Genomic DNA, 20,623 nt, shown 5'->3' on the forward strand with positions numbered 1-20,623 from the left:
GAAAGGTGTTGCGGCGCCGCAATCGGGATAATCGCGTCCATCGTCAACGCACGCTGGAAGTAACCGAATGCTGGCTCTCGTCCGGATAGCGCTTGCGCGTCCCTATACGTTCGTTGTGCTTGCGCTATTCATCCTGATCGTAGGACCGCTGGCTGCGCTGCGAACCCCCACCGATATCTTCCCGAACATCGGCATCCCGGTGATCAGCGTGGTGTGGACGTATAACGGCCTGTCCCCTGCGGCAATGTCAGGCCGCGTGATTTACTACTACGAGCGCCAATTGACCTCCACGGTCAGCGACATGTCGCACATCGAGTCGCAGTCGCTGCCGGGCATCGGCGTGGTGAAGATCTTCTTCCAGCCCGGCGTGGACGTGCGCACGGCCACGGCACAGGTCACGTCGATTTCGCAGACGGTGCTCAAGCAGATGCCTCCGGGCATTACGCCGCCGCAGATCATCAACTACAACGCTTCCACGGTACCGATCCTGCAGATGGCGTTATCGAGCACCAAGCTGTCGGAGCAGAAGATTCTCGACACCGCGCAGAACTTCCTGCGTCCCATGTTGGTGTCGGTGGCGGGCGTGGCGATTCCAACCCCCTACGGCGGCAAGAACCGTGAGGTGATGATCGACCTTGACCCGCAGGCGCTCGCCGCCAAGGGCCTTTCCGCGCAGGACGTAGGCAACGCCTTGGCGGCGCAGAACCAGATCATTCCCGTGGGCACGATCAAAATCGGCCATGACGAATACACCGTCAATCTCAACGATAGCCCGCAAGTCATCGAAGAACTGAACAACCTGCCGATCAAGACCGTCAACGGCGCAACCATCACCATCGGCGATGTGGCACACGTGCGCGACGGATCGCCGCCGCAGACGAACGAAGTGCGCGTGGATGGTCACCGCGCCGTGCTGATGTCCTTTCTCAAGGGCGGCGACGTTTCGACGCTGGCGATTGTCGCCGGCATCAAGAAGCTGTTGCCGCTGGCCGAAGAAACCCTCCCGTCTTCCCTCAAGTTGAAACTGATGGGCGACCAGTCGGTATTCGTGCGCGCGGCAATTACCTCGGTGGCGCGCGAGGGCATCATCGCGGCATGCCTCACTTCGGTCATGATTCTGGTGTTTCTGGGGAGCTGGCGCTCCACGGTCATCATTGCCGTATCGATCCCGCTGGCAGTGTTGTCGGCCATCGCCCTGTTGTCGGCGTTCGGGCAGACCTTGAACGTCATGACGCTGGGCGGGCTTGCGCTCGCGGTGGGCATTCTCGTTGACGATGCCACGGTGACGATCGAGAACATCAATTGGCATCTTGAGCAGGGCAAGGACGTGCATACGGCGATCATGGATGGCGCCAAGCAGATTGTGACGCCGGCCTTCGTGTCACTGCTTTGCATATGCATCGTGTTCGTGCCGATGTTTATGCTCAATGGCATTGCCGGGTTCCTGTTCCGGCCCATGGCGCTTGCGGTGATCTTTGCGATGGCGTCGTCGTTTTTGCTCTCGCGCACGCTGGTTCCGACGATGGCGATGTACTTGCTCAAACCGCACGTGGTCGAACCTCCGCCGGGCGACCATCCGGAAGACTCCTTTATCAACCACCACGTCGGCGACCAGCATCCGGCGATGAAGCGCGGCCCGCTGCGCAAGGCGCTGGTGTCCTTCCAGCAGGGTTTCGAACATCGCTTCTCGGGCATTCGCGAGATTTACTACGGTACGCTTTCGCTGGCGTTGGACAACCGGCGCAGGTTCGTGCTCGGTTTCCTGGCAGTGGTGCTTGTTTCCTTCGCGCTGGTGCCGTTCCTGGGGCGCGATTTCTTCCCGAACGTGGAAGCCGGCGCCATCGCCATCCATGTGCGCGCGCCGGTCGGCACGCGTATCGAGGATACGGCGGCGGAGTTCGATCACATCGAAGCGGCCATTCGTCGCGTGGTTCCGCCGGACCAGCTCGACAACATCGTCGACAACATCGGTCTGCCGCTCAGTGGCACCAACATGGTTTACAGCAACACCGGCACCATCGGGCCGCAGGATGGCGACATCCAGGTGCTGCTAAAGCCCGATCACGATTCGGTTGACGAATTCGTCAGTAAGCTGCGGACGGTGTTGCCGCGCCAGTTTCCCGGCACGACGTTCGCTTTCCTGCCGGCGGACATGGCAAGCCAGATCCTTAACTTCGGTGCGCCGGCGCCGCTGGATGTGAAAGTGTCGGGGCGCAATTCCAGTGCGAACGAATCGTACGCGCTTGAACTGATGCGCAGGATGCGCAGCATTCCCGGCATTGCCGATGTCCGCATGCAGCAATCCAACAGCGCGCCACAATTAAACGTGGATGTGGATCGCGTTCGCGCGGACGAGCTTGGCATTACCGAACACGACGTGACCGACAGCATGGTGTCCACGCTGGCAGGTAGTTCGCAGGTGGCTCCCGTATTCTGGTTGAACCCCGCCAATGGCGTGTCGTATCCGATCGTGGCGCAAACACCCCAGTACAACGCCGATTCCATCGCCGATCTGAACAGCCTGCCGATCACCTCGTCGGGCTCCGGCGCGGAGCAAATCCTCGGTGCGGTGGCCAAAGTCGTACGCACGTCTACGCCCGCCGTGGTGACGCACTACAACATTGCGCCATCGTTCGACATCTACGCCGCCGTACAGGGGCGCGATCTTGGCGGGGTGGCCAATGACATCCAACATGTGCTCGATCAGGCGGCGAAGGATCGTCCCAAGGGCTCCACGGTGGGTCTGTTCGGCCAAGTGAACGCGATGAACACGGCGTTTTCCGGCCTGTTGTTCGGCCTGCTCGGCGCGATCGTGCTGATTTACATGTTGATCGTGGTGAACTTCCAGTCGTGGCTGGATCCTTTCGTGATCATCACCGCGTTGCCGGCCGCGTTGGCGGGCATTGTGTGGATGCTGTTCGTCAGCCATACGACGTTGTCGGTGCCTGCGCTCACGGGTGCCATCATGTGCATGGGCGTGGCCACCGCCAACTCGATTCTCGTGGTGAGCTTTGCGCGCGAGCGGCTGGCCGAGCACGGCGATGCGACGCTGGCGGCGCTGGAAGCGGGCTTCACACGATTCCGTCCGGTATGCATGACCGCACTGGCCATGATTATCGGCATGCTGCCGATGGCTATCACGCACGAGCAGAACTCGCCTTTGGGCCGGGCTGTGATAGGTGGCTTGCTATTTGCTACCTGCGCCACGCTGCTGTTCGTGCCGGTGGTCTTCAGTATCGTCCATGGCCGTGAGCAACAAGCCTCCGATCTGGACACTATCCCAGGAATTCCCCATGTCGCATAATCCAGTAACCGTGCAAGTCGCGCAGAAACCGCCGCATCTGAAGGCCGTCGGCATCGGCGGTACGGTGGTTGCCTTGCTCGCGGTCGTCCTTGGCCTGGCGCTCCGGTACCACGAGCATCACGAACTGGTGCAATGGACCGATGCGCAATTGATCCCCAGCGTACGCCTGGCGCCTTCCCTGGATCCTGCCAAAGAACGCATGATCACGCTGCCGGGCCATCTGGAAGCCTGGTACAGCGCCCCGATTCATGCTCGCGTAGGCGGTTATCTCAAAGCTTGGTACAAAGATATCGGCGACAAGGTCAAGGCGGGCGATGTCCTTGCCGTGATCGATACGCCGGAATTGGATCAACAGCTCGAGCAGGCCAAAGCGGTACTGGCGAAGGCGCAAGCCGATGCGAACCTTGCCAACATCACGTCACGGCGCTGGCAGCATTTGCTTTCTTCCGATTCGGTTTCCAAGCAGGAAGCCGATGAAAAAAGCGGCGAAGCCGAGGCCGCGCAGGCGACGGTCCTGGCGGCCAAGGCCGACGTCGATCGTTTGAATGCGTTGGAAGGATTCAAGAAGATCGTCGCTCCCTTCGACGGCACGGTGACGGCGCGCCGCACGGACGTGGGCGATCTGATTACGGCCAATAACGAAAGCGGCCCGGAATTGTTCACGGTCGCCGACACCAGCCGCATGCGTCTATATGTGCCGGTGCCGGAGGTCAACGCCAACAGCATCAAGCCTGGCATGAAGGTGACGCTGAACGTGCCCGAATTGCCCGGCCGCACGTTTCAGGCCACCTTGATCGGCACGTCCGAGGCCATCAGCCAGAATTCCGGCAGTTTGCTGGCGCAGTTCGTGGCCGACAACGGCGACGGCGCACTGAAGCCTGGCGACTACGCCGACGTGTCGCTCAACATGCCGATCGATCCCAACATGGTCAGCGTACCGGCCAGCGCCCTGATCTTCCGTTCGAAGGGCGCGCAAGTGGCGGTACTTGGCCCGGATGGACGCGCGCACTTGCACGATGTGCATATTGCGGTGGATCTGGGTACGACCCTGCAGATCAACCAAGGGCTCAAGCCCACGGACCTGGTTATCGAGAATCCGCCCGATTCGTTGATGGACGGCGACAAGGTTCGTGTTGAAGGCGATGTGGATCAGGGTGCAGCAAAGCAAGATGTCGCCGCGGAGAAGAGTCGTGAATCGGCGCGTTGATCTTCGGCTCGCCGCCGTCGTCGCCGCATGTTTGCTTGGCGGTTGCTCGCTGGCGCCGACGTATCGCACACCCAATCTGCCGCCGATGCCGAGCAGCTACAAAGAGGGCGATACGGCATGGAAGGTAGCAACCCCCGCTGACGAATTTTCGCGCGGCGACTGGTGGGCCATTTACAACGACGGCGCGCTCAACCGGTTGGAATCCAGGCTCGATGCCGACAATCCCAGTCTAGCTGCCGCGTTGGCCAGGTATGACACGGCGCGGGCTTTTGAGAGCCAGCTGCGCTCGGGCTTGTTTCCAAGTTTGAATTTTTCGGCCGATCCGCTGCGCGCGCGGCAGTCCGATAACCGTCCGTTGCGCGGCAGCAACGAGCCGAACGAATACAACAGCGATACGACCGGCGTCCAAGCCAATTACGATCTGGATCTGTGGGGACGCATTCGCAACGAAGTCAGCCAGGGACACGCACTGGCGCAGGCGTCGAAGGCGGATCTCGCCTCGGCCAAACTGAGCCTGGAGGCGCGGCTGGCCGAAGATTATGTGCGCCTGCGCGGTTACGACATCCAGGTCGGCATTCTGCAGGACACGCTCAATGCCTATCAGCGTGCGCTTGAGCTGACCGAAAATCGCCACAGCGGCGGGGTTGCCTCGGGATTGGACGTATCGCGAGCCCAAACCCAGTTGCACGATGCACAAGCGCAGGTCATGGACGTGACCGCCCAGCGCGCTTTGACGGAGCACGCCATCGCGAGCCTGATCGGCGTGCCGGCGTCGAGCTTCTCGATCCCGCCCGTGCGCGAGCAGCTGACGGTGCCGGTAACACCGGTTGGCGTACCCTCGACATTGCTTGAGCGTCGCCCCGATATCGCGGCGGCTGAGCGTCGCGTTTACGCTGCGAATGCGGGGATCGGCATCGCTCGCGCTGCCTTCTTTCCGGATTTGAGTCTGTCCGGTGCGTACGGCTTCCAGAACACAGGCTTCGGCAATTTGCTCTCGATAGGCAATCGTTTCTGGGCGCTGGGACCGCTGGCGACCTTGAATCTGTTTGATGCCGGACTGCGCCGCGCCCAGTTGCGCCAGGCGCACGCCGAATTCGCGGAAGCGTCGGCCGACTATCGGCAGGTCGTGCTGGACGCATTCCGCGAAGTGGAGGATGACCTGGTGCTGTTGCAGGACCTGGGCGCCGAGGCGCAGCAGGAAGATCAGGCGTTTGCCGCGGCACAGCAGACACTCAAGATCGCCACCAATCGTTACCGCGAAGGCATCGTCAACTACCTTGAAGTGGTGGTGGCGCAAACAGCGGCGCTGTCGGCGCAGCAAGATGCCGAAACCATTCGCACAAGACGTTTGCAGGCCAGCGTGGATCTCGTGCGGGCGATGGGCGGCGGCTGGCGGCGCGACACCGCAGGTATCGATGCCGCGTCCACGGCCCAAGCCAGTGAGTCAAAACATAGCGGCATGCGCTGATGGGATAGTGCGTGACGTGACGATGTCGGCAAGCTCTCCCGTTGTAGTCCGGAGGGCTTGGGTTTCGCGCGCCCGATCGAAATGTGATTGCGCGATGCATCTGCTCAGGCCGATAAACGGCTTTATGAACGGATCGACATACGCTTGAAATAATCTGGCATCGCGCAGTGTGCGATTGCGCGATACTCGCGGCAACTGTGGTTGCTGGAACCCCAACTATGTTGGTTCTAGTCCGCCTTGCGCTGGCACGTCCGTACACGTTCGTGGTCCTGGCGCTATTCATCCTTCTCGTCGGCCCGCTGTCGGCCGCGCGCACTCCGACTGACATTTTTCCGAACATCGGCATCCCGGTGATCAGCGTCGTGTGGACTTACAACGGCCTGTCGCCGGCAGCGATGTCCGGTCGCGTGGTGTATTACTACGAGCGGCAATTGACATCCACGGTCAGCGATATCGAGCACATAGAATCGCAGTCGTTGCCCGGTGTCGGCGTGGTCAAGATTTTCTTCCAGCCAGGCGTGGACATTCGTACGGCCACAGCGCAGGTGACCTCGATTTCGCAGACCGTGCTCAAACAAATGCCGCCTGGCATTACGCCGCCGGACATCATTAATTACAACGCGTCCACCGTTCCCATCTTGCAGATAGCGCTTTCCAGCACCCAGTTATCGGAACAAAAAATCCGCGATCTCGCGCAAAACTTTTTGCGGCCGATGCTGGTTTCGGTCCCGGGCGTGGCCATACCAACGCCTTATGGAGGCAAGCAACGGCAAATCATGCTCGACCTCGATCCGCAGGCGCTGGCTGCCAAGGGGTTGTCGGCTCAGGACGTGGGGAATGCGCTTGCAACGCAGAACCAGATTGTGCCCGTCGGCACCATGAAGGTGGGCGATTACGAATACACGGTCGATTTGAATAACAGCCCGTTAGCGATCGAGGAACTCAATCGTCTACCCATCAAGACGGTCGATAACGCCACCATCACCATAGGCGATGTCGCGCATGTGCGCGACGGCTCGCCGCCCCAGGAGAACGTGGTGCGTGTTGACGGACACCGGGCCGTGTTGATGCCCATGCTCAAAGGCGGCGATGTATCGACGCTGGCCATCGTGGCCGGCATCAAGAAATTGTTGCCTTTGGCGAAGGAAACCTTGCCGCGCAACTTGAAAATTACCTTGATGGGCGACCAGTCGATCTTCGTGCGCGGTGCCATCGCGTCCGTTGCCCGTGAGGGCATTATCGCCGCCTGCCTGACCTCGCTCATGATCCTGACTTTTCTGGGGAGCTGGCGCTCTACCGTCATCATCGCCATATCGATTCCGCTGGCGGTGTTGTCGGCGATCGCGCTTTTGGCGGCATTCAAGCAGACCTTGAATGTCATGACCCTGGGAGGGCTTGCGCTGGCGGTGGGTATCCTGGTGGACGATGCCACCGTCACCATCGAAAACATCAATTGGCATCTGGAGCAAGGCAAGGACGTGCGGACGGCCATCATGGATGGCGCCCGGCAGATCGTGACGCCTGCCTTCGTGTCGCTGCTTTGCATTTGCATTGTATTCGTGCCGATGTTCCAGCTGACCGGCATCGCCGGTTTCCTGTTCCGGCCCATGGCATTGGCCGTAATCTTTGCGATGGTGTCGTCGTTCTTCCTGTCGCGCACCCTGGTGCCGACGATGGCGATGTATTTGCTGAAACCCCACGCGCCCGAGAGCGGTGTGGGCGACCACCCGGAGGATGCCTATCTCAATCATCACGAAGGCGAGCCGCATCCGCTTCTTGCCCGCGGTGCCCTTCGCAGCCTGCTGGTATCGCTTCAGCAACGTTTCGAGCACCGCTTTACTCAGGTGCGCGACAGCTACCATGGCACCTTGACCTTGGCCCTGGCGTCGCGAAAGCGCTTCGTGTGCGGATTCCTGGCATTCGTCCTGGCATCGTTTTTACTGGTGCCGTTTTTGGGGAGAAATTTTTTCCCATCGACCGACGAGGATGCCATCGCCATTCACGTGCGCGCACCCATCGGTACGCGCATCGAAGATACCGCCGCCGAGTTCGACCATGTAGAAAACGCCATCCGCAGAATCATTCCGCCTGACCAGATCGGCAACATTATCGACAACATCGGCCTGCCGTTGAGCGGCATCAACATGGTCTACAGCAACACCGGCACCATCGGTCCCCAGGACGGCGACATCCAGGTGCTGCTGCGGCCGGGCCACGACCCCAGCGCCGGTTACGTCAAGGCGTTGCGTGCGGTGCTGCCGCGCGAATTTCCCGGTACGACGTTTGCGTTCCTGCCGGCGGACATGGTCAGCCAGATTCTCAATTTCGGCGCACCAGCTCCGCTGGACGTGAAGGTTTCGGGGGCAAACAACAAGGCGAACCAGGCCTACGCCATTCGTCTTTTGCGCGCGATGCGTGCGATACCCGGCATTGTGGACGTGAGGTTGCAGCAATCGACCGGCACGCCGCAATTGAACGTGGATGTCGATCGTGTGCGGGCCGACGAGCTTGGCATCACCGAACATGACGTCACCAATAGCATGGTCGCATCGCTGGCCGGCAGTTTGCAGGTGGCTCCCACATTTTGGCTCAACCATGCCAACGGAGTTTCCTATGCCGTCGTAGCGCAGACTCCACAATACCGCATGGACACCTTGGCAGATTTGCAAAGCCTGCCCATCACATCGTCCGCGACGGGTGCAAGACAAGTGCTCGGCGCGCTTGCGAAGATCACGCGCAGTTCCACGCCTGCGGTGGTTTCGCATTACAACATCGCGCCTTCTTTCGATATCTATGCCTCCGTGCAAGGGCGCGATCTGGGCGGCGTGTCGGACGATATTCAGCGGGTTCTGAACGCGGCGGCGAAGGATCGCCCAAGGGGATCGATGGTCCGCCTGCTGGGCCAGGTGACGGCCATGAACACGGCGTTTTCAGGGCTGCTGTTCGGATTGCTGGGTGCGATCGTGCTGATCTATATGCTGATCGTGGTGAACTTCCAGTCGTGGCTGGATCCGTTCGTCATCATCACGGCCTTGCCCGCGGCGCTGGCTGGCATCGTGTGGATGTTGTTCGTTACCCATACGACTTTGTCGGTGCCCGCGTTGACCGGGGCGATCATGTGCATGGGCGTGGCGACGGCCAACTCGATCCTGGTGGTGAGTTTTGCGCGCGAGCGGCTGGCCGAGCACGGCGATGCGCTGAAGGCGGCGCTGGAGGCGGGGTTTACGCGCTTTCGCCCGGTATGCATGACGGCGCTGGCGATGATCATCGGCATGTTGCCGATGGCCGTTACGAACGAACAGAATTCTCCGCTCGGCCGTGCCGTCATCGGTGGCTTGCTGTTTGCAACCTGCGCCACGCTGCTGTTCGTGCCGGTGGTCTTCAGTATGGTTCATGGCCGCGAGCAGCATGCCGTGGGCCTGGACTCGCCCGCCGGGCTTCACGGTGCGGCGTGAGCCGTAGTTCAGTAGAGATCGATAGGATCGACGTCCAGCGACCAGCGCACCTTGCGTGCGCTGGGCAGCTGCGCCAGCTGCAGCGACCATGGCCGCACCGCTGCATGCAACTGGCGGCGCGTGCCGGCTTCGATCAATAGCTGGCCGCGCTGCTGCCCTGCACGCAAGGGCATCGGGGCAGGCATCGGCCCGGCGATTTGCAGCGTATCGACATCCGGTAGTGCGTGCAGCGCTTCGGAGAGAAACGCATCCACCGCGGCGCGCTGATGTGCTTGGGCGCGTAGCAGCACCTGGTGGCCGTAAGGCGGCAGGCACGCTTGCTTGCGTTCGGTCAGAAGTTCTTTCGCGGCCGCGGCGTAGCCGCGCGCAAGCAGGCTGTGCAGCAGCGGATGATCGGGATGATGCGTCTGCAGCAGTACGCGTCCGGGCTTGCGCGCGCGCCCCGCGCGTCCGGCCACCTGCACGACCAATTGCGCGAGCCGTTCGCTGGCGCGGAAATCCACGCTCAACAAACCTTCGTCCACGCCCACGATGGCGACCAGGGTGAGATTGGGTAGATCGTGTCCCTTGGCCAGCATCTGCGTGCCGACCAGGATTGCCGGCGCATCCGCCTGCAGGTTGCCGAGCAATTGCTCGAAGGCATCGCGGCGGCGGGTGGTCTCGCGATCGATGCGCAACACCCTCGTGCCGGCAAAGCGCTCGGTAAGCGCTTCCTCCAGACGTTCGGTGCCCTGTCCCTGCGGCTTCAAGTCGGGGCTGCCGCAGGCCGGACAGGCCGCGGGTACCGCCGCTTGATGGTCGCAGTGATGGCACACCAGTTTGCGCCATGCCGCATGCAGTGTGAGCGGATGTTCGCAGCGTGGGCATTCGGCATGCCAGCCGCAGGCGTGGCAGAGCAGCACCGGCGCGTAGCCGCGGCGGTTGCGGAATACCAGCACTTGTTCGCCACGTGCCACCGTTTCGCCGACCGCGTGCAACAGTGCCGGCGACAAGCCGTGCTCCAGGTGCTGGGCGCGCATGTCCACGATCTGCACCTGCGGCGGACGCACGGCGCCGGGCCGCGAGCGCAGATGCAACGCCTGGTAGCGTCCCGCTTCCACATTGGCCAGGGTCTCCAGCGAGGGCGTGGCCGAGCCCAGCAGCACCGGCACGTTCAAGGCGCGGCCGCGCAGCAACGCGATGTCGCGCGCGTGGTAGCGGAAGCCTTCCTGTTGCTTGTAGGCGCTGTCGTGCTCTTCGTCGACGATGATCAAGCCGGCATGCGGCAGCGGCGTAAACACCGCCGAGCGCGTGCCCAGCATTACTTTGGCGCTGCCTTCGCGCATGCGCAGCCAGGCGCGGGCGCGCTCGCCTTCGGCGAGATTGGAATGCAGCACTTCCACCGGCACGCCGAGCCGCTCGCGCAGGCGGCGCACGGTCTGCGGCGCCAGGCCGATTTCCGGCACCAGCAGCAGCACCTGCCGATCTTGCGCCAGCGCACGTTCGATCAGCGCAAGATAAACCTCGGTCTTGCCGCTGCCAGTGACGCCGTCGAGCAGGAATGGCTGAAAGCGGCCGAACGCTTCGGCCACGGCTTGCACGGCGGCGGTTTGTTCGGGGTGCAGGACGGGCGCATCGACGGTGGGGCCAGGCGGCGAGGGTGACTGTTCGCCGCGCTCGATCAGCGCGGCCTCGGTCAGCCGGCGTGCGGCGGCGCGCCAGTCGGGCAGGGATGTATCCAGTTCGGCGGCCGACATGGGGCCGGCGGACAAAGCCTGCAGCAAGGCGAGGCTTTTGCCGCGCCGGCTGCCGGCATCGAGCGCGCTTTGGCCGGCGATGGTCAACCACCAGATCGGCTCGTGGGTTTCCGGCAGCGGTTTGTCCTGGCGCAGCAGCAGCGGCAGCGCGTTGGCGTAGGCATCGCCGGGGGCGCCGAGCCAGTAGTCGGCGGCCCAGGCCAGTGTGCCCATCAATGGGGCATCGAGCAGCGGCGTGTCGTCCAGCACGCGCAGCACGCGCTTGAGCCGTGTGTTGTTGACGTTGGCCGGCACGTCGGTCTGCACCACCACGCCGACCGCCTTGCCGCGGCCGAACGGCACCAGCACCCGGCTGCCGGCCTGGGCCTGGCCCGCGGCGGGCGGCAGGTAGTCGAACAGGGTGGGGAGCGGGACCGGCAGCGCGACGCGAAGCACCGATGGCGTGGCAAGAAGGGGGGCCGGCATGGCTGCGAGTGTATCCGGGCTCACTGCGACCCAAGCCCGGACGTACGAAAGATGTTGCGCTGGACGCTTGCCGGCGATTGCTGCTCTGTCATCGAGGAACCATGGCTAAGTGGCTCATCGCAACGTGGTTTTTCCCTTATCCACAAGAGTTGTGGATAAGTCTGTGGATGCGCCGGGGAGAGCATGCTTTATTGCCCATTAATACGCCGCTATCGACACGCTGCTCAAGTTTTGACCAGTTAAAATTAATTATGTTTATCAATGTGTTGCGTAATTGCTTCGATTCTGTTGCAGCCGTCCCCGCACACTTGACGCCCGCGTATGTCAATCCCTTGACGCTGTGCAAAACCGAGCTTTCAGCTCCGGAAAAGTGACAATCTAATGCGCCAGGCCGAGGATCGCGGCGGCACCCAGGGCAAATCCGAACAGCCAGGTGTACAGCCAGCCCACGAAGCCAAATTTTACGATCGTCAGCACCCAGCCCTGCCGGTAGACGCGCTTCTGCATGATCAGCAGGTAGGCCGGAATCCATAGAAACAGCACCGCCTGCACCAGTCCCAGCAACACCCCCACCCAGGAAGCGTGGGGCTTGAGCCAGGTCGAGGCCATGCCGGCCAGGGTGACCAGCAGCAGGGTGGCGAAGATGAAGGCGTGGCTGTGCAGGGCCACGATCAGATGCTCCATATAAAGGCGGCGCTTGAATACGTACATCAGCGTCAGCAGCAGGGCGAAAGCCGGGATCAGCACCAGCATGGTCTCGGGCAGCGCGCTGAACACGTTGGTGATCAGGTGGTCGCGCGCTTCCTGGCGCTGAGTGGCGTCGCCGTGGAATAGCGCGCGCACGTTGTCGGCCATGTGCTGCGACGATGCGGTGAGCCGGCGATTGGCAAAGTCCGGCAGCCAGCTGATATGGATCGGCTTGATCGGTTTTTCGTGCTCGTCCTCATCGGAGGACGGCTTTTGCGCGGCACCGGCAGCGCTGCTGGCGGCGGCCGGTGCGGTCGCGGCGGCGGCCGGGTTGAGTGTGGCCAGGCGGCGTTTGGCTTCGTCGCGGTAGGTCTGCTCCATGCGGTCAACCTGCGCCACGATCGCAGGATTGCCGTTGGGGCCGGAGTTCTCGGCCCGGGTCGCGTCTAGCGCGGCCAGATCCCGGCTGAGATCCTTCTGCACTTTGCCGGCGGTCTCGTCGTTGGAGAAATCGCTACCGTTGCCGGCCAGCACCAGTTGCTGGTGGCGATGGTCGATCCGGTAGGTAAGCTGGTCGGCCGCCAGGTGCATGACGAAGAAGGACAGCAGGCAGGTGACGAACATCAGCCGGAACGGCGCGATGTAGCGCACCCGCCGTCCGCTGAAATATTCCAGCGTGAGGAAGCCGGGCTTGAGCATCAGCGGCGGGAGCGTGTGGAAGATGCGCCCGTCGATGTGCAGGACCGTTTCCAGGAACTCCTCCAACATCCCGTGCACCGGCTTGAGCACGCTGTGGATCGACTGCCCGCAATGGTGGCAGTACTCGCCCCGCATCGGCGTGGTGCAGTTGGCGCAATGCACGCCTTCGAATGACGTCAGTTCCTTCATGCCCAATCCCCCGCGTTGCAGCCTGCGATCTTGGCATAGCAGGGTGGGTCCGGCCTACAGGTCGGTTACTATGGCGGGCCATAGAGTGCGCTTTCCATGAACCCGTTCCGTCCCGACCGTGCCCGGATAGCGAGGGAGATCCTCGATACCGTGCTCCTGGCCCTGCCCCTGATGCTGGCCCAGCTTGCCGCCATCGGCAGCAATGTGATCGACGCCGTGCTCGCCGGCCATGTCGGCGCCCACGTGCTGGGTGCGGTGGCGGTGGGCGCGAGCGTGTGGTCGCTGGCGATCGTCAGCGGCATCGGCATGATGATGTCGGTGCCGCCCTCGGTGTCCCAGCTCGACGGCGCCGGGCGCCGGCACGAAGTGGGCCAGGTGTTCCACCAGGCGATCTGGCTGGCGCTGGGCATGGGCGTGCTGCTTTGGTTCGCCGTGCGCCATGCCGAACCGCTGATCAAGCTGATCGGCGTATCGCCCAGCCTTTATACGGACGTGGGCGCGTTCCTGCGCGCGATCAGCTGGGGCGCGCCGGCGCTGACCTGCTACTTCGCGCTGCGCGGATTGTCCGAGGGCCTGTCCAAGACCCTGCCGTCGATGTGCTTTAGTTTCGGGGGCCTGCTGGTGCTGATACCGCTGGGCTACATTTTCATGTTCGGCAAGCTGGGCGTGCCGCCGCAAGGCGCGCGTGGCTGCGGCATCGCCACGGCTACCGTGCTGTGGCTGGAGATGCTGGCCTTTGCCGTCTACGTCATGTGCCACCGCGGCTACCATGGCCTGGGCCTGTTCACCCATTTGGAGCGGCCCGACTGGCGGCGCATTCGCGCGCTGGTGCATATCGGCCTGCCGATGGCGATCACCTTGTTGGCCGAAGCGGGCCTGTTCGTCGCCGCGGCGCTGCTGATCGGCACCATGGGCGAAGACATGATCGCAAGCCACCAGGTGGCGCTGAACGTGGCGTCGCTGTTTTTCATGATCCCGCTAGGGTTGGCGATGGCCATCACCGTGCGCGTGGGCAATGCGGTGGGACGCGGCGATGCCGAGGGTGTGCGTTACGCAGGTTTCTGCGGCATCGGCCTGACGCTGCTGACGCAGCTGGTGTCGGCCGGTTTCATGCTGGGCGCACCGCACGCGATCGCCTCGCTGTACACCCACGACAAGACGGTGATCGCGCTGGCGGTGCAACTGTTGACGCTGGCCGGGTTTTTCCAGTTTTCCGACGGCATCCAGGTAGCCTCCAACGGCGCGCTGCGCGGGCTGAAAGACACGCGCGTGCCGATGGCGATCACGCTGTTCGCCTACTGGCTGGTCGGCATGCCCGTCGGCTGGTGGCTGGCCTTTCACGACGGGCTCGGCGCGCGCGGGATCTGGATGGGCCTTATCGCGGGGTTGAGCATGGCCGCGGTGCTGCTGTTCGTGCGCTTCTGGCGCAGCTCCCGCCGACACGATCTCGGGACGTTTGGCCCTGTTGCGCCGGCCTCGACCGATGTCACGATGCCCTCATGACCGGCGCCGCGTGAACGGTTACGCTGGCGATCACCCACAGGAACCGTGAGCCACCATGCCGACACCGCCCCCTCTGCGCCAGACCACACAGCCCCATGGCTTCTGGGCCTTCATGCGGGTATTCGGGTGGGGTATCAACGTCGTCCGGCTGATCATCATCAATCTGGTGTTTTTCTTTTTCCTGGCGATCTTCCTGTTGCTGCTGCTGGGTATCGGCGGGGCCAAGCACGTCAACGACGTCCTGGACGGCAGCGTGCTGGTGTTGAAGCCGCAGGGGCGGCTGGTGGAGCAATACAGCATCAATCCGCTGCAACGCACGCTGTCCAAGCTATCAGGCAACGAGCCCAAGGAAGTGCAGTTGCGCGACCTGGTCGGTGCCATCGACGCGGCGGCGAAGGATGACCGCATCACCCGTATCCTGCTCGATCCGGGCGAGCTGCAGGCCGGCGGGTTCGCCGCGATCAGCGAAGTGGGTGCGGCGCTGGATCGTTTCCGCGCTGCCGGCAAACCGGTGGTGGCGTGGGCGCCGAGCATGGACCAGTACCAGTACTACCTGGCCGCCCATGCCGATCGCATCCTGCTCGATCCGCAAGGCGGCGTGCTGATCACCGGCCTGTCCAACTATCGCCTGTTCTACAAGAGCCTGCTCGACAAGCTGGGCGTAGACGTCTACTTGTTCCGTGTCGGCCAGTTCAAGAGCGCGGCCGAGCCCTTCATCCTCGACCACGCTTCGCCCGAATCCAAGGAAGCGGACAGCTTTTGGATGGGCGGCATCTGGGATAAATACATCCAGGACGTGGCCAAGCTGCGCAAGCTCGATCCGGCCGCGCTGCGCGCCGACATCGACGACCTGCCCGACCGCATTGCGGCCGCGCAGGGCAACCTGGCCAAGCTGGCGCAGGATGAACACCTGATCGACGGCGTGGCCACGCGCGAGGAGCTGATCAAGATGCTGCGCACGCAAGGCGTGCCGGCCGGCAAGGATGGGCACGGCTTGCGCAGCGTGGATCTGGACCATTACGCCAGGGTGGCCAGGCTCGACCGGCCCACCGGTGCGGGTGTCACCGTGGTCGTGGCCGAAGGCGAGATCAGCGGCGGCGAGCAGCCGGCCGGCAGCATCGGCGGCGAGTCCACCGCCGCGCTGATTCGCGCGGCGCGCGAAGACAAACGCACCAAAGCGCTGGTGCTGCGGGTCAATTCCCCGGGCGGCGAAGTGTATGCCGCCGAGCAGATCCGCCGCGAAGTGGAGCAGACACGCGACGCCGGCATTCCAGTGGTGGTATCGATGGGCGACGTGGCGGCCAGCGGCGGCTACTGGATCTCCATGAACGCGGACAAGATCTACGCCGAGCCCAACACCATCACCGGCTCGATCGGCATTTTCGGCATGTACTACACCGTGCCCCGGGCGCTGGCCAAAATCGGCATCAGCAGCGACGGTGTCGGCACCGGCCCGCTGGCGGGCGCCTTCGACGTCAGCCGGCCGCTCGATCCCAAGATGGGTTCGGTGATCCAGGCGATCATCAACAAGGGCTATCGCGATTTCGTCGGCGGCGTGGCGCAGGCGCGCGGCAAGGACTACGCCGCGATCGACGCCATTGCGCAGGGACGCGTGTGGACCGGCGAGCAGGCCAAGGAGCGCGGGCTGGTCGACCAGCTTGGCGGTCTCAACGCCGCCATCAGCGAAGCGGCGGATCTGGCCGGGCTCGGCAAAAACTATGCAGTGCGCTATCAGGAACAGCCGATGAGTACGTTCGAGCGTTTCCTGGTGAACTTCAACCAGACCGCGATGGTGTCCGCGCTGCAGGGCTACGGCATCCGATTGCCCGGCTGGGTGGCGCAGCTGCCGGCGCTGGCGCCGGAGCTGCAAATGCTGCGCGGCGCGCAGGCGGGCCGGCCGAACGTGTATTCGTATTGCTTCTGCACGCCGCAATGATCGCCGCGGCGTGGCGCCCGGCGCCGCGCCGTTGGCGTCTGCTTCAGTCCACCACGGCGCCGTAATAGTCGCCATGCCGCGTCACGTGCACGGGCATGGCGAAGGTGGCGCTCAGCGCGCCATCGATCAGCACGCTTTGCTTGTCGCCTTCCTGCACGATCCTGCCCTCGCGCAGCAACAGCACGTGGTCGATTTCGGGCAGTATTTCCTCCACGTGATGGGTGACCAGCAGCAGCGTGGTGCCGCTGCGCGCCAGCCGGCGCAGGCTTTCCAGGAAGCGGCGACGGCTCGCGGGATCGAGCCCGGCGCAGGGTTCGTCCAACAGTAGCGCGCGCGGGCCATGCACCAGTGCGCGCGCAATCAGCACGCGCCGCGCTTCGCCGGTGGAAAGGCTGGCCATCTGGCGGCCGACCAGCGCCGAGGCTTCCATCTGGGCCAGGGCCTCGAGCGCGCGTTCGCGCATCGCGGGCGTGAGGTGGTGATCCAGGCCGAGTCCGCGCGCGGAGAAGAATCCCGACACCACCGCATCGAACACTTCCAGCGGCGCATCGCTGGTGTAATCGACCTGCAGTGCGGGCGAGACGATGCCGATCAGGCTGCGCAGCTCGCTCACGCTCCAGCGGTCGCGGCCGAACACGCGGATCACTGGTAAGCCATCAAGACGCGCCAGCGGATAAAGCTGGCGCGCGATGAGGCGGATCAGCGTGGATTTGCCCGAGCCGTTCGGGCCCAGTATCGCGGTGTGCTGGCCTTCGCCCAGGCGCAGGCTCAGGCGGTCCAGGATCAGGCTATCGCCGCGCATCACGCTCGCCTGGTCGATTTCCAGCAGCGGCACGGCGGCGTGCGTATCGGGGTGTGTGCTATCGGGACTCATGCCCCGACCTTGCCCGCAAAGGATCGTGGTGGCAAGCCACGGACGCACAGACGTCCAAACGGCTAGATCGTATCCATACAGTTTTACTGCGACTGCTGCTCGGCCTGCTTGGCCTGGTCGGCGGCTTGCTTGTCAACGATCTTCTGCACATCCTTGGCGCGCTGTTCGTCCTGCTTCATCGCGTCCCACGGTGTGGCGACCGATTGCGCGGCAGCGGCCTTGGGGTCCGATTGCGGTGCTGGGGGCTTGCCGGTGCAGGCGGCGAGAACCAGTACACAAGACAGCACGGCGATGATTTTCATGGCGGCGGCTTCGGTTCGACGAGAGACAAAGTGTCCCGCGCCATCGCGCGCCGCACAAGTCGATCATGTAAGCTCGGCGCATGAACAGCCGCATCGACGCCTGGCAATTGCAGGGCCATACCGTTTTGATCACCGGCGCCAGCAAGGGCATCGGCTATGCCGCCGCGCGCGAGTTGGCGAGCTTGGGTGCCGATCTGCTGCTGGTGGCACGCGACGACGATTATCTCGAACAGGTTCGGGTCGAACTTACCGACGACTACCCCGGCATCGACGTGCTGGCCTTCGCCGCCGATGTCAGCGAAGCGGAGGAGCGCATGTCGGTGTACGACTGGGTTGCCGATCTCGGTGTGCCGTTGTCGATCCTGGTCAACAATGCCGGCGGCAACCAGCCGCGCGCGACGCTCGACTACGGCGATGCGGAATATCGCGCGATCTTCGAGCAGAACCTGTTTTCCGCGTATGAGATGTGCCGCCTGGCGCATCCGCATCTGATCCAGCACGCCAACGCGGCGATCGTCAACGTGGGTTCGGTCTCCGGCATCACGCACGTGCGCACCGGTTCGCCTTACGGCATGGCGAAGGCCGCGTTGCATCAGCTCACGCGCAACCTGGCCGCGGAATGGGCCGTCGATGGCATCCGCGTCAACGCGGTGGCGCCCTGGTACATCCGCACGCAACGCTCGGAGCCGGCGCTGGCCGATGCCGATTACCTGGACGAGGTGCTCGACCGCACGCCGCTGCGGCGCATCGGCGAGCCGGAAGAAGTGGCCGCGGCCATCGCCTTTCTGTGCCTGCCGGCGGCAAGCTACATCACCGGGCAGGTGCTAGCGGTAGATGGTGGTTTTCTCAATTACGGCTTTTGATCGCGCGCATTTTTCCACGGCGTCGTTAGGAGCCCGGTGGGATGGCACTGCAAATGCAGCGCGCATGGCGAGCAATTTATACATGCCGTGTCGTGCCGCCAGGCTCGTGCACATCGAAAGGGATACAACGTGATCTCGCCGATGCGGTCGGGCAGCCACGCGTTCAGCCGGTGCTTGCTCGCCAGGCTCGCCTCATATAAAGGCCGTCATCCTCGTTCAGCACTGCTGCAATTGCGCGAGTAGTTCGCTCTCGCGCTTGAGCAGTGGCGGCTGGTCGCTCTTGAAGGCGCGCTGGAGTTTCTTTTCGTTTTCGTCGTATTCGTCGCGCAGCGTGCTGCAGGTGTCCTGCGGTGTCATGGCCTGGCACTGGTCCTGCACCTGGGTGTAGTGGCTGGCGATCATCGCGGCATTGGGCGATACGCGGCCACCGTAGTTCTGGCCGATGGGCGTGGGCACGATGCCGGTCATCGCCAGCGGCGCGTAATAAGGCGGCGGGTGGCCATTGCTGCTGATGTACGGTTTGCCGTCGGTGGCGCGGGTGCAGCGATAGAGCTGCGGCAGCGGCGCCGATGGCGGCCTGGGCGGTGCCGGCGGCGGTACGGTGGCGACGGATGACACCTTGTCGATCGGTGGCGATGACGATGGCGCGGCGGGCGCATCATCGGAAAGCTGCAGGACCTGCTGCCGCTGGCCATGCGCGCACGGCGTGCCTTGATAGGTCACCGCGCCGTTGGCGGCGATGCATTTATAGGCGGTGGTGTCCGCCATGGCGCGCGCAGGTACCACTGCCCACGCCAACAGCAGCGCATGCAGGACCAGCGGCAGGGCGGCGAAACGTCTCACGCGGCGATTCTAATCCCGCCCGATGCCACGGCGGGCTACGCCAATAGGGTAAACAGGCCCTAGAACTCGACCGTATGCTCTTGGGCCGCGAATCCGATGGTCACCGCGCCTTCGCCCACGTTGACCATGCCGGTGATGCTCATGGGCGCCTGCATCAGTGTCACGCCGCATTCCTGGCAGGCCTGGGCCAGTTTGTCATAGCCGGGCAGCGCGGGCAGTTCCGCCAGGTCGCCGCCGTAGGCGGTGCACATGACCGGAACCAGCAGGCCGGCGCGCACGCGGTCGGCGGCGTAGCTGAAGAGCGTCTCGCAGCCGTGCTCCCAGCCGCGCACCTTGCCGACCGGGCTGGTGTCGCCGCGGTAGCCGCGCAGCAGCGGTTTGATGTCCAGGGTGGAGCCGAGCACCGCGCTGAACAGGCCCACGCTGCGGTCGCCCTTTTTCTTGGCGCGGGCGCGCAGATAGTAGAGATCGCGCGGCAGCATGTAGCCGTAGGAGTTTTCGGCGATATAGGCCAGCCGCTCGCGGATCGCCGCAGGCGGTTCGTTGGCCTGCATCAGGCGTATGGCTTCGACCACGCATGGCGCGGAACCCGCGAACAGGCTGCGCGTATCGAGCACGCGCATCAGGAAAGGGCCGGTAATGCCGGCTTGCTCGCGCACCTGGCGGTAGTTCTTCAGTACCGCGAAGCTGGCCTTGACCACGTGATCGTAGATCGGGCTGCGCGTGGCGGTGATGGTGAGGCAGAACACGCAGTCGTTTTCCAGGACGAGCTTTTCCAGGAACAGTTTCTGTACGTCCTCCACCGAGCACGGCTCGGTTTCGGCCGAATGGCTGCGACTGCCCAGCTTAAGGTTGAGGAAACGCCCGACTTCCGCCGGATCGCGGTTGTCCTTGAAGAGGGTGTTGTCGACCCGCACCGCGATGGGCATGACCGCGATGTTGTGCTGTTGCAGGAAATCCTGGGGTAGATCGCAGGATGCGTCGATAGCCAAGCCCATTCGCATGTTGCCGGTTCCTCACGTGCGGTCGCGGCTGGAACATAGCACGCGTCTATGTTGTGGGATTGCCGCACTGCGCCAAGGTTCAATGCCG

14 protein-coding genes are annotated in these 20,623 nt (G+C 63.5%); 8 read left to right on the top strand and 6 right to left on the bottom strand.

Going from position 1 to position 20,623, the window contains the following annotated elements; translation table 11 throughout:
* Nucleotides 1-67: 67 nt before the first annotated feature.
* The 4 genes from VME63_RS04080 (at nucleotide 68) to VME63_RS04095 (ending at nucleotide 9,434) form a co-directional block, all read left to right on the top strand.
* Nucleotides 68-3,304 (top strand): efflux RND transporter permease subunit, encoded by a 3,237-nt coding sequence (locus VME63_RS04080; protein WP_325430523.1) that lies wholly within the window; start codon nucleotides 68-70, stop codon nucleotides 3,302-3,304.
* Nucleotides 3,294-4,511 (top strand): efflux RND transporter periplasmic adaptor subunit, encoded by a 1,218-nt coding sequence (locus tag VME63_RS04085; RefSeq protein ID WP_325430525.1) that lies wholly within the window; start codon nucleotides 3,294-3,296, stop codon nucleotides 4,509-4,511. Before VME63_RS04080 ends, VME63_RS04085 begins: the two co-directional genes overlap by 11 nt.
* A complete protein-coding gene (locus tag VME63_RS04090) occupies nucleotides 4,495-5,979 on the top strand; it encodes an efflux transporter outer membrane subunit (RefSeq protein ID WP_325430527.1) in 1,485 nt (494 codons plus the stop codon). The genes VME63_RS04085 and VME63_RS04090 overlap by 17 nt, the downstream gene beginning before the upstream one ends.
* Before the next feature lie 218 nt (nucleotides 5,980-6,197).
* Nucleotides 6,198-9,434, top strand: coding sequence for an efflux RND transporter permease subunit (locus tag VME63_RS04095; protein WP_325430529.1), 3,237 nt, complete (start codon nucleotides 6,198-6,200; stop codon nucleotides 9,432-9,434).
* Between the two features lie 8 nt (nucleotides 9,435-9,442).
* On the opposite strand, the gene VME63_RS04100 is transcribed toward VME63_RS04095, so the two are convergent.
* Entirely contained in the window at nucleotides 9,443-11,635 is a 2,193-nt protein-coding gene (locus VME63_RS04100; RefSeq protein ID WP_325430531.1) for a primosomal protein N', read from the bottom strand.
* Between the two features lie 101 nt (nucleotides 11,636-11,736).
* Here VME63_RS04100 and VME63_RS04105 point away from each other — a divergent pair, with 101 nt between their 5' ends.
* The gene (locus VME63_RS04105) at nucleotides 11,737-12,009 is read left to right on the top strand and encodes a hypothetical protein (RefSeq protein WP_325430532.1); all 273 of its coding nucleotides are present in this window, start codon (nucleotides 11,737-11,739) and stop codon (nucleotides 12,007-12,009) included.
* 4 nt (nucleotides 12,010-12,013) lie between these two features.
* Here VME63_RS04105 and VME63_RS04110 read toward each other — a convergent pair whose 3' ends face one another.
* Entirely contained in the window at nucleotides 12,014-13,210 is a 1,197-nt protein-coding gene (locus tag VME63_RS04110; RefSeq protein WP_325430534.1) for a DUF3667 domain-containing protein, read from the bottom strand.
* 96 nt (nucleotides 13,211-13,306) lie between these two features.
* On the opposite strand from VME63_RS04110, the gene VME63_RS04115 reads away from it, so the two are divergent.
* Together VME63_RS04115 and sppA are read left to right on the top strand one after the other, a co-directional pair.
* Nucleotides 13,307-14,713 (top strand): MATE family efflux transporter, encoded by a 1,407-nt coding sequence (locus VME63_RS04115; RefSeq protein ID WP_325430536.1) that lies wholly within the window; start codon nucleotides 13,307-13,309, stop codon nucleotides 14,711-14,713.
* A gap of 55 nt (nucleotides 14,714-14,768) precedes the next feature.
* The gene (gene sppA, locus VME63_RS04120; RefSeq protein WP_325430538.1) at nucleotides 14,769-16,649 is read left to right on the top strand and encodes a signal peptide peptidase SppA; all 1,881 of its coding nucleotides are present in this window, start codon (nucleotides 14,769-14,771) and stop codon (nucleotides 16,647-16,649) included.
* A gap of 43 nt (nucleotides 16,650-16,692) precedes the next feature.
* On the opposite strand, the gene VME63_RS04125 is transcribed toward sppA, so the two are convergent.
* Complete coding sequence (locus VME63_RS04125) at nucleotides 16,693-17,523, bottom strand: ABC transporter ATP-binding protein (protein WP_325430540.1); 831 nt, start codon at nucleotides 17,521-17,523, stop codon at nucleotides 16,693-16,695.
* Nucleotides 17,524-17,606: 83 nt separating this feature from the next.
* Entirely contained in the window at nucleotides 17,607-17,825 is a 219-nt protein-coding gene (locus VME63_RS04130; protein WP_325430542.1) for a hypothetical protein, read from the bottom strand.
* A gap of 80 nt (nucleotides 17,826-17,905) precedes the next feature.
* Between VME63_RS04130 and VME63_RS04135 the strand changes: the two genes are divergently transcribed.
* Entirely contained in the window at nucleotides 17,906-18,688 is a 783-nt protein-coding gene (locus VME63_RS04135) for an SDR family oxidoreductase (RefSeq protein ID WP_325430544.1), read from the top strand.
* Nucleotides 18,689-18,904: 216 nt separating this feature from the next.
* Here VME63_RS04135 and VME63_RS04140 read toward each other — a convergent pair whose 3' ends face one another.
* Complete coding sequence (locus VME63_RS04140; protein ID WP_325430546.1) at nucleotides 18,905-19,531, bottom strand: DUF4124 domain-containing protein; 627 nt, start codon at nucleotides 19,529-19,531, stop codon at nucleotides 18,905-18,907.
* 59 nt (nucleotides 19,532-19,590) lie between these two features.
* Nucleotides 19,591-20,535, bottom strand: coding sequence for a DegV family protein (locus tag VME63_RS04145; protein WP_325430548.1), 945 nt, complete (start codon nucleotides 20,533-20,535; stop codon nucleotides 19,591-19,593).
* Between the last annotated feature and the right edge of the window lie 88 nt (nucleotides 20,536-20,623).

The organism is Dyella sp., from assembly GCF_035503745.1.
In the GTDB taxonomy this organism is placed as follows: Bacteria; Pseudomonadota; Gammaproteobacteria; order Xanthomonadales; family Rhodanobacteraceae; genus Dyella_B.

Excerpts from the sequence above, each read along its gene's own strand:
- VME63_RS04080 (WP_325430523.1), top strand. The coding sequence starts at position 68 with ATGCTGGCTCTCGTCCGGATAGCGCTTGCGCGTCCCTATACGTTCGTT.
- VME63_RS04085 (WP_325430525.1), top strand. The coding sequence starts at position 3,294 with ATGTCGCATAATCCAGTAACCGTGCAAGTCGCGCAGAAACCGCCGCAT.
- VME63_RS04095 (WP_325430529.1), top strand. The coding sequence starts at position 6,198 with ATGTTGGTTCTAGTCCGCCTTGCGCTGGCACGTCCGTACACGTTCGTG.
- VME63_RS04100 (WP_325430531.1), bottom strand. The coding sequence starts at position 11,635 with ATGCCGGCCCCCCTTCTTGCCACGCCATCGGTGCTTCGCGTCGCGCTG.
- VME63_RS04105 (WP_325430532.1), top strand. The coding sequence starts at position 11,737 with ATGGCTAAGTGGCTCATCGCAACGTGGTTTTTCCCTTATCCACAAGAG.
- VME63_RS04110 (WP_325430534.1), bottom strand. The coding sequence starts at position 13,210 with ATGAAGGAACTGACGTCATTCGAAGGCGTGCATTGCGCCAACTGCACC.
- VME63_RS04115 (WP_325430536.1), top strand. The coding sequence starts at position 13,307 with ATGAACCCGTTCCGTCCCGACCGTGCCCGGATAGCGAGGGAGATCCTC.
- sppA (WP_325430538.1), top strand. The coding sequence starts at position 14,769 with ATGCCGACACCGCCCCCTCTGCGCCAGACCACACAGCCCCATGGCTTC.
- VME63_RS04125 (WP_325430540.1), bottom strand. The coding sequence starts at position 17,523 with ATGAGTCCCGATAGCACACACCCCGATACGCACGCCGCCGTGCCGCTG.
- VME63_RS04130 (WP_325430542.1), bottom strand. The coding sequence starts at position 17,825 with ATGAAAATCATCGCCGTGCTGTCTTGTGTACTGGTTCTCGCCGCCTGC.
- VME63_RS04135 (WP_325430544.1), top strand. The coding sequence starts at position 17,906 with ATGAACAGCCGCATCGACGCCTGGCAATTGCAGGGCCATACCGTTTTG.
- VME63_RS04145 (WP_325430548.1), bottom strand. The coding sequence starts at position 20,535 with ATGCGAATGGGCTTGGCTATCGACGCATCCTGCGATCTACCCCAGGAT.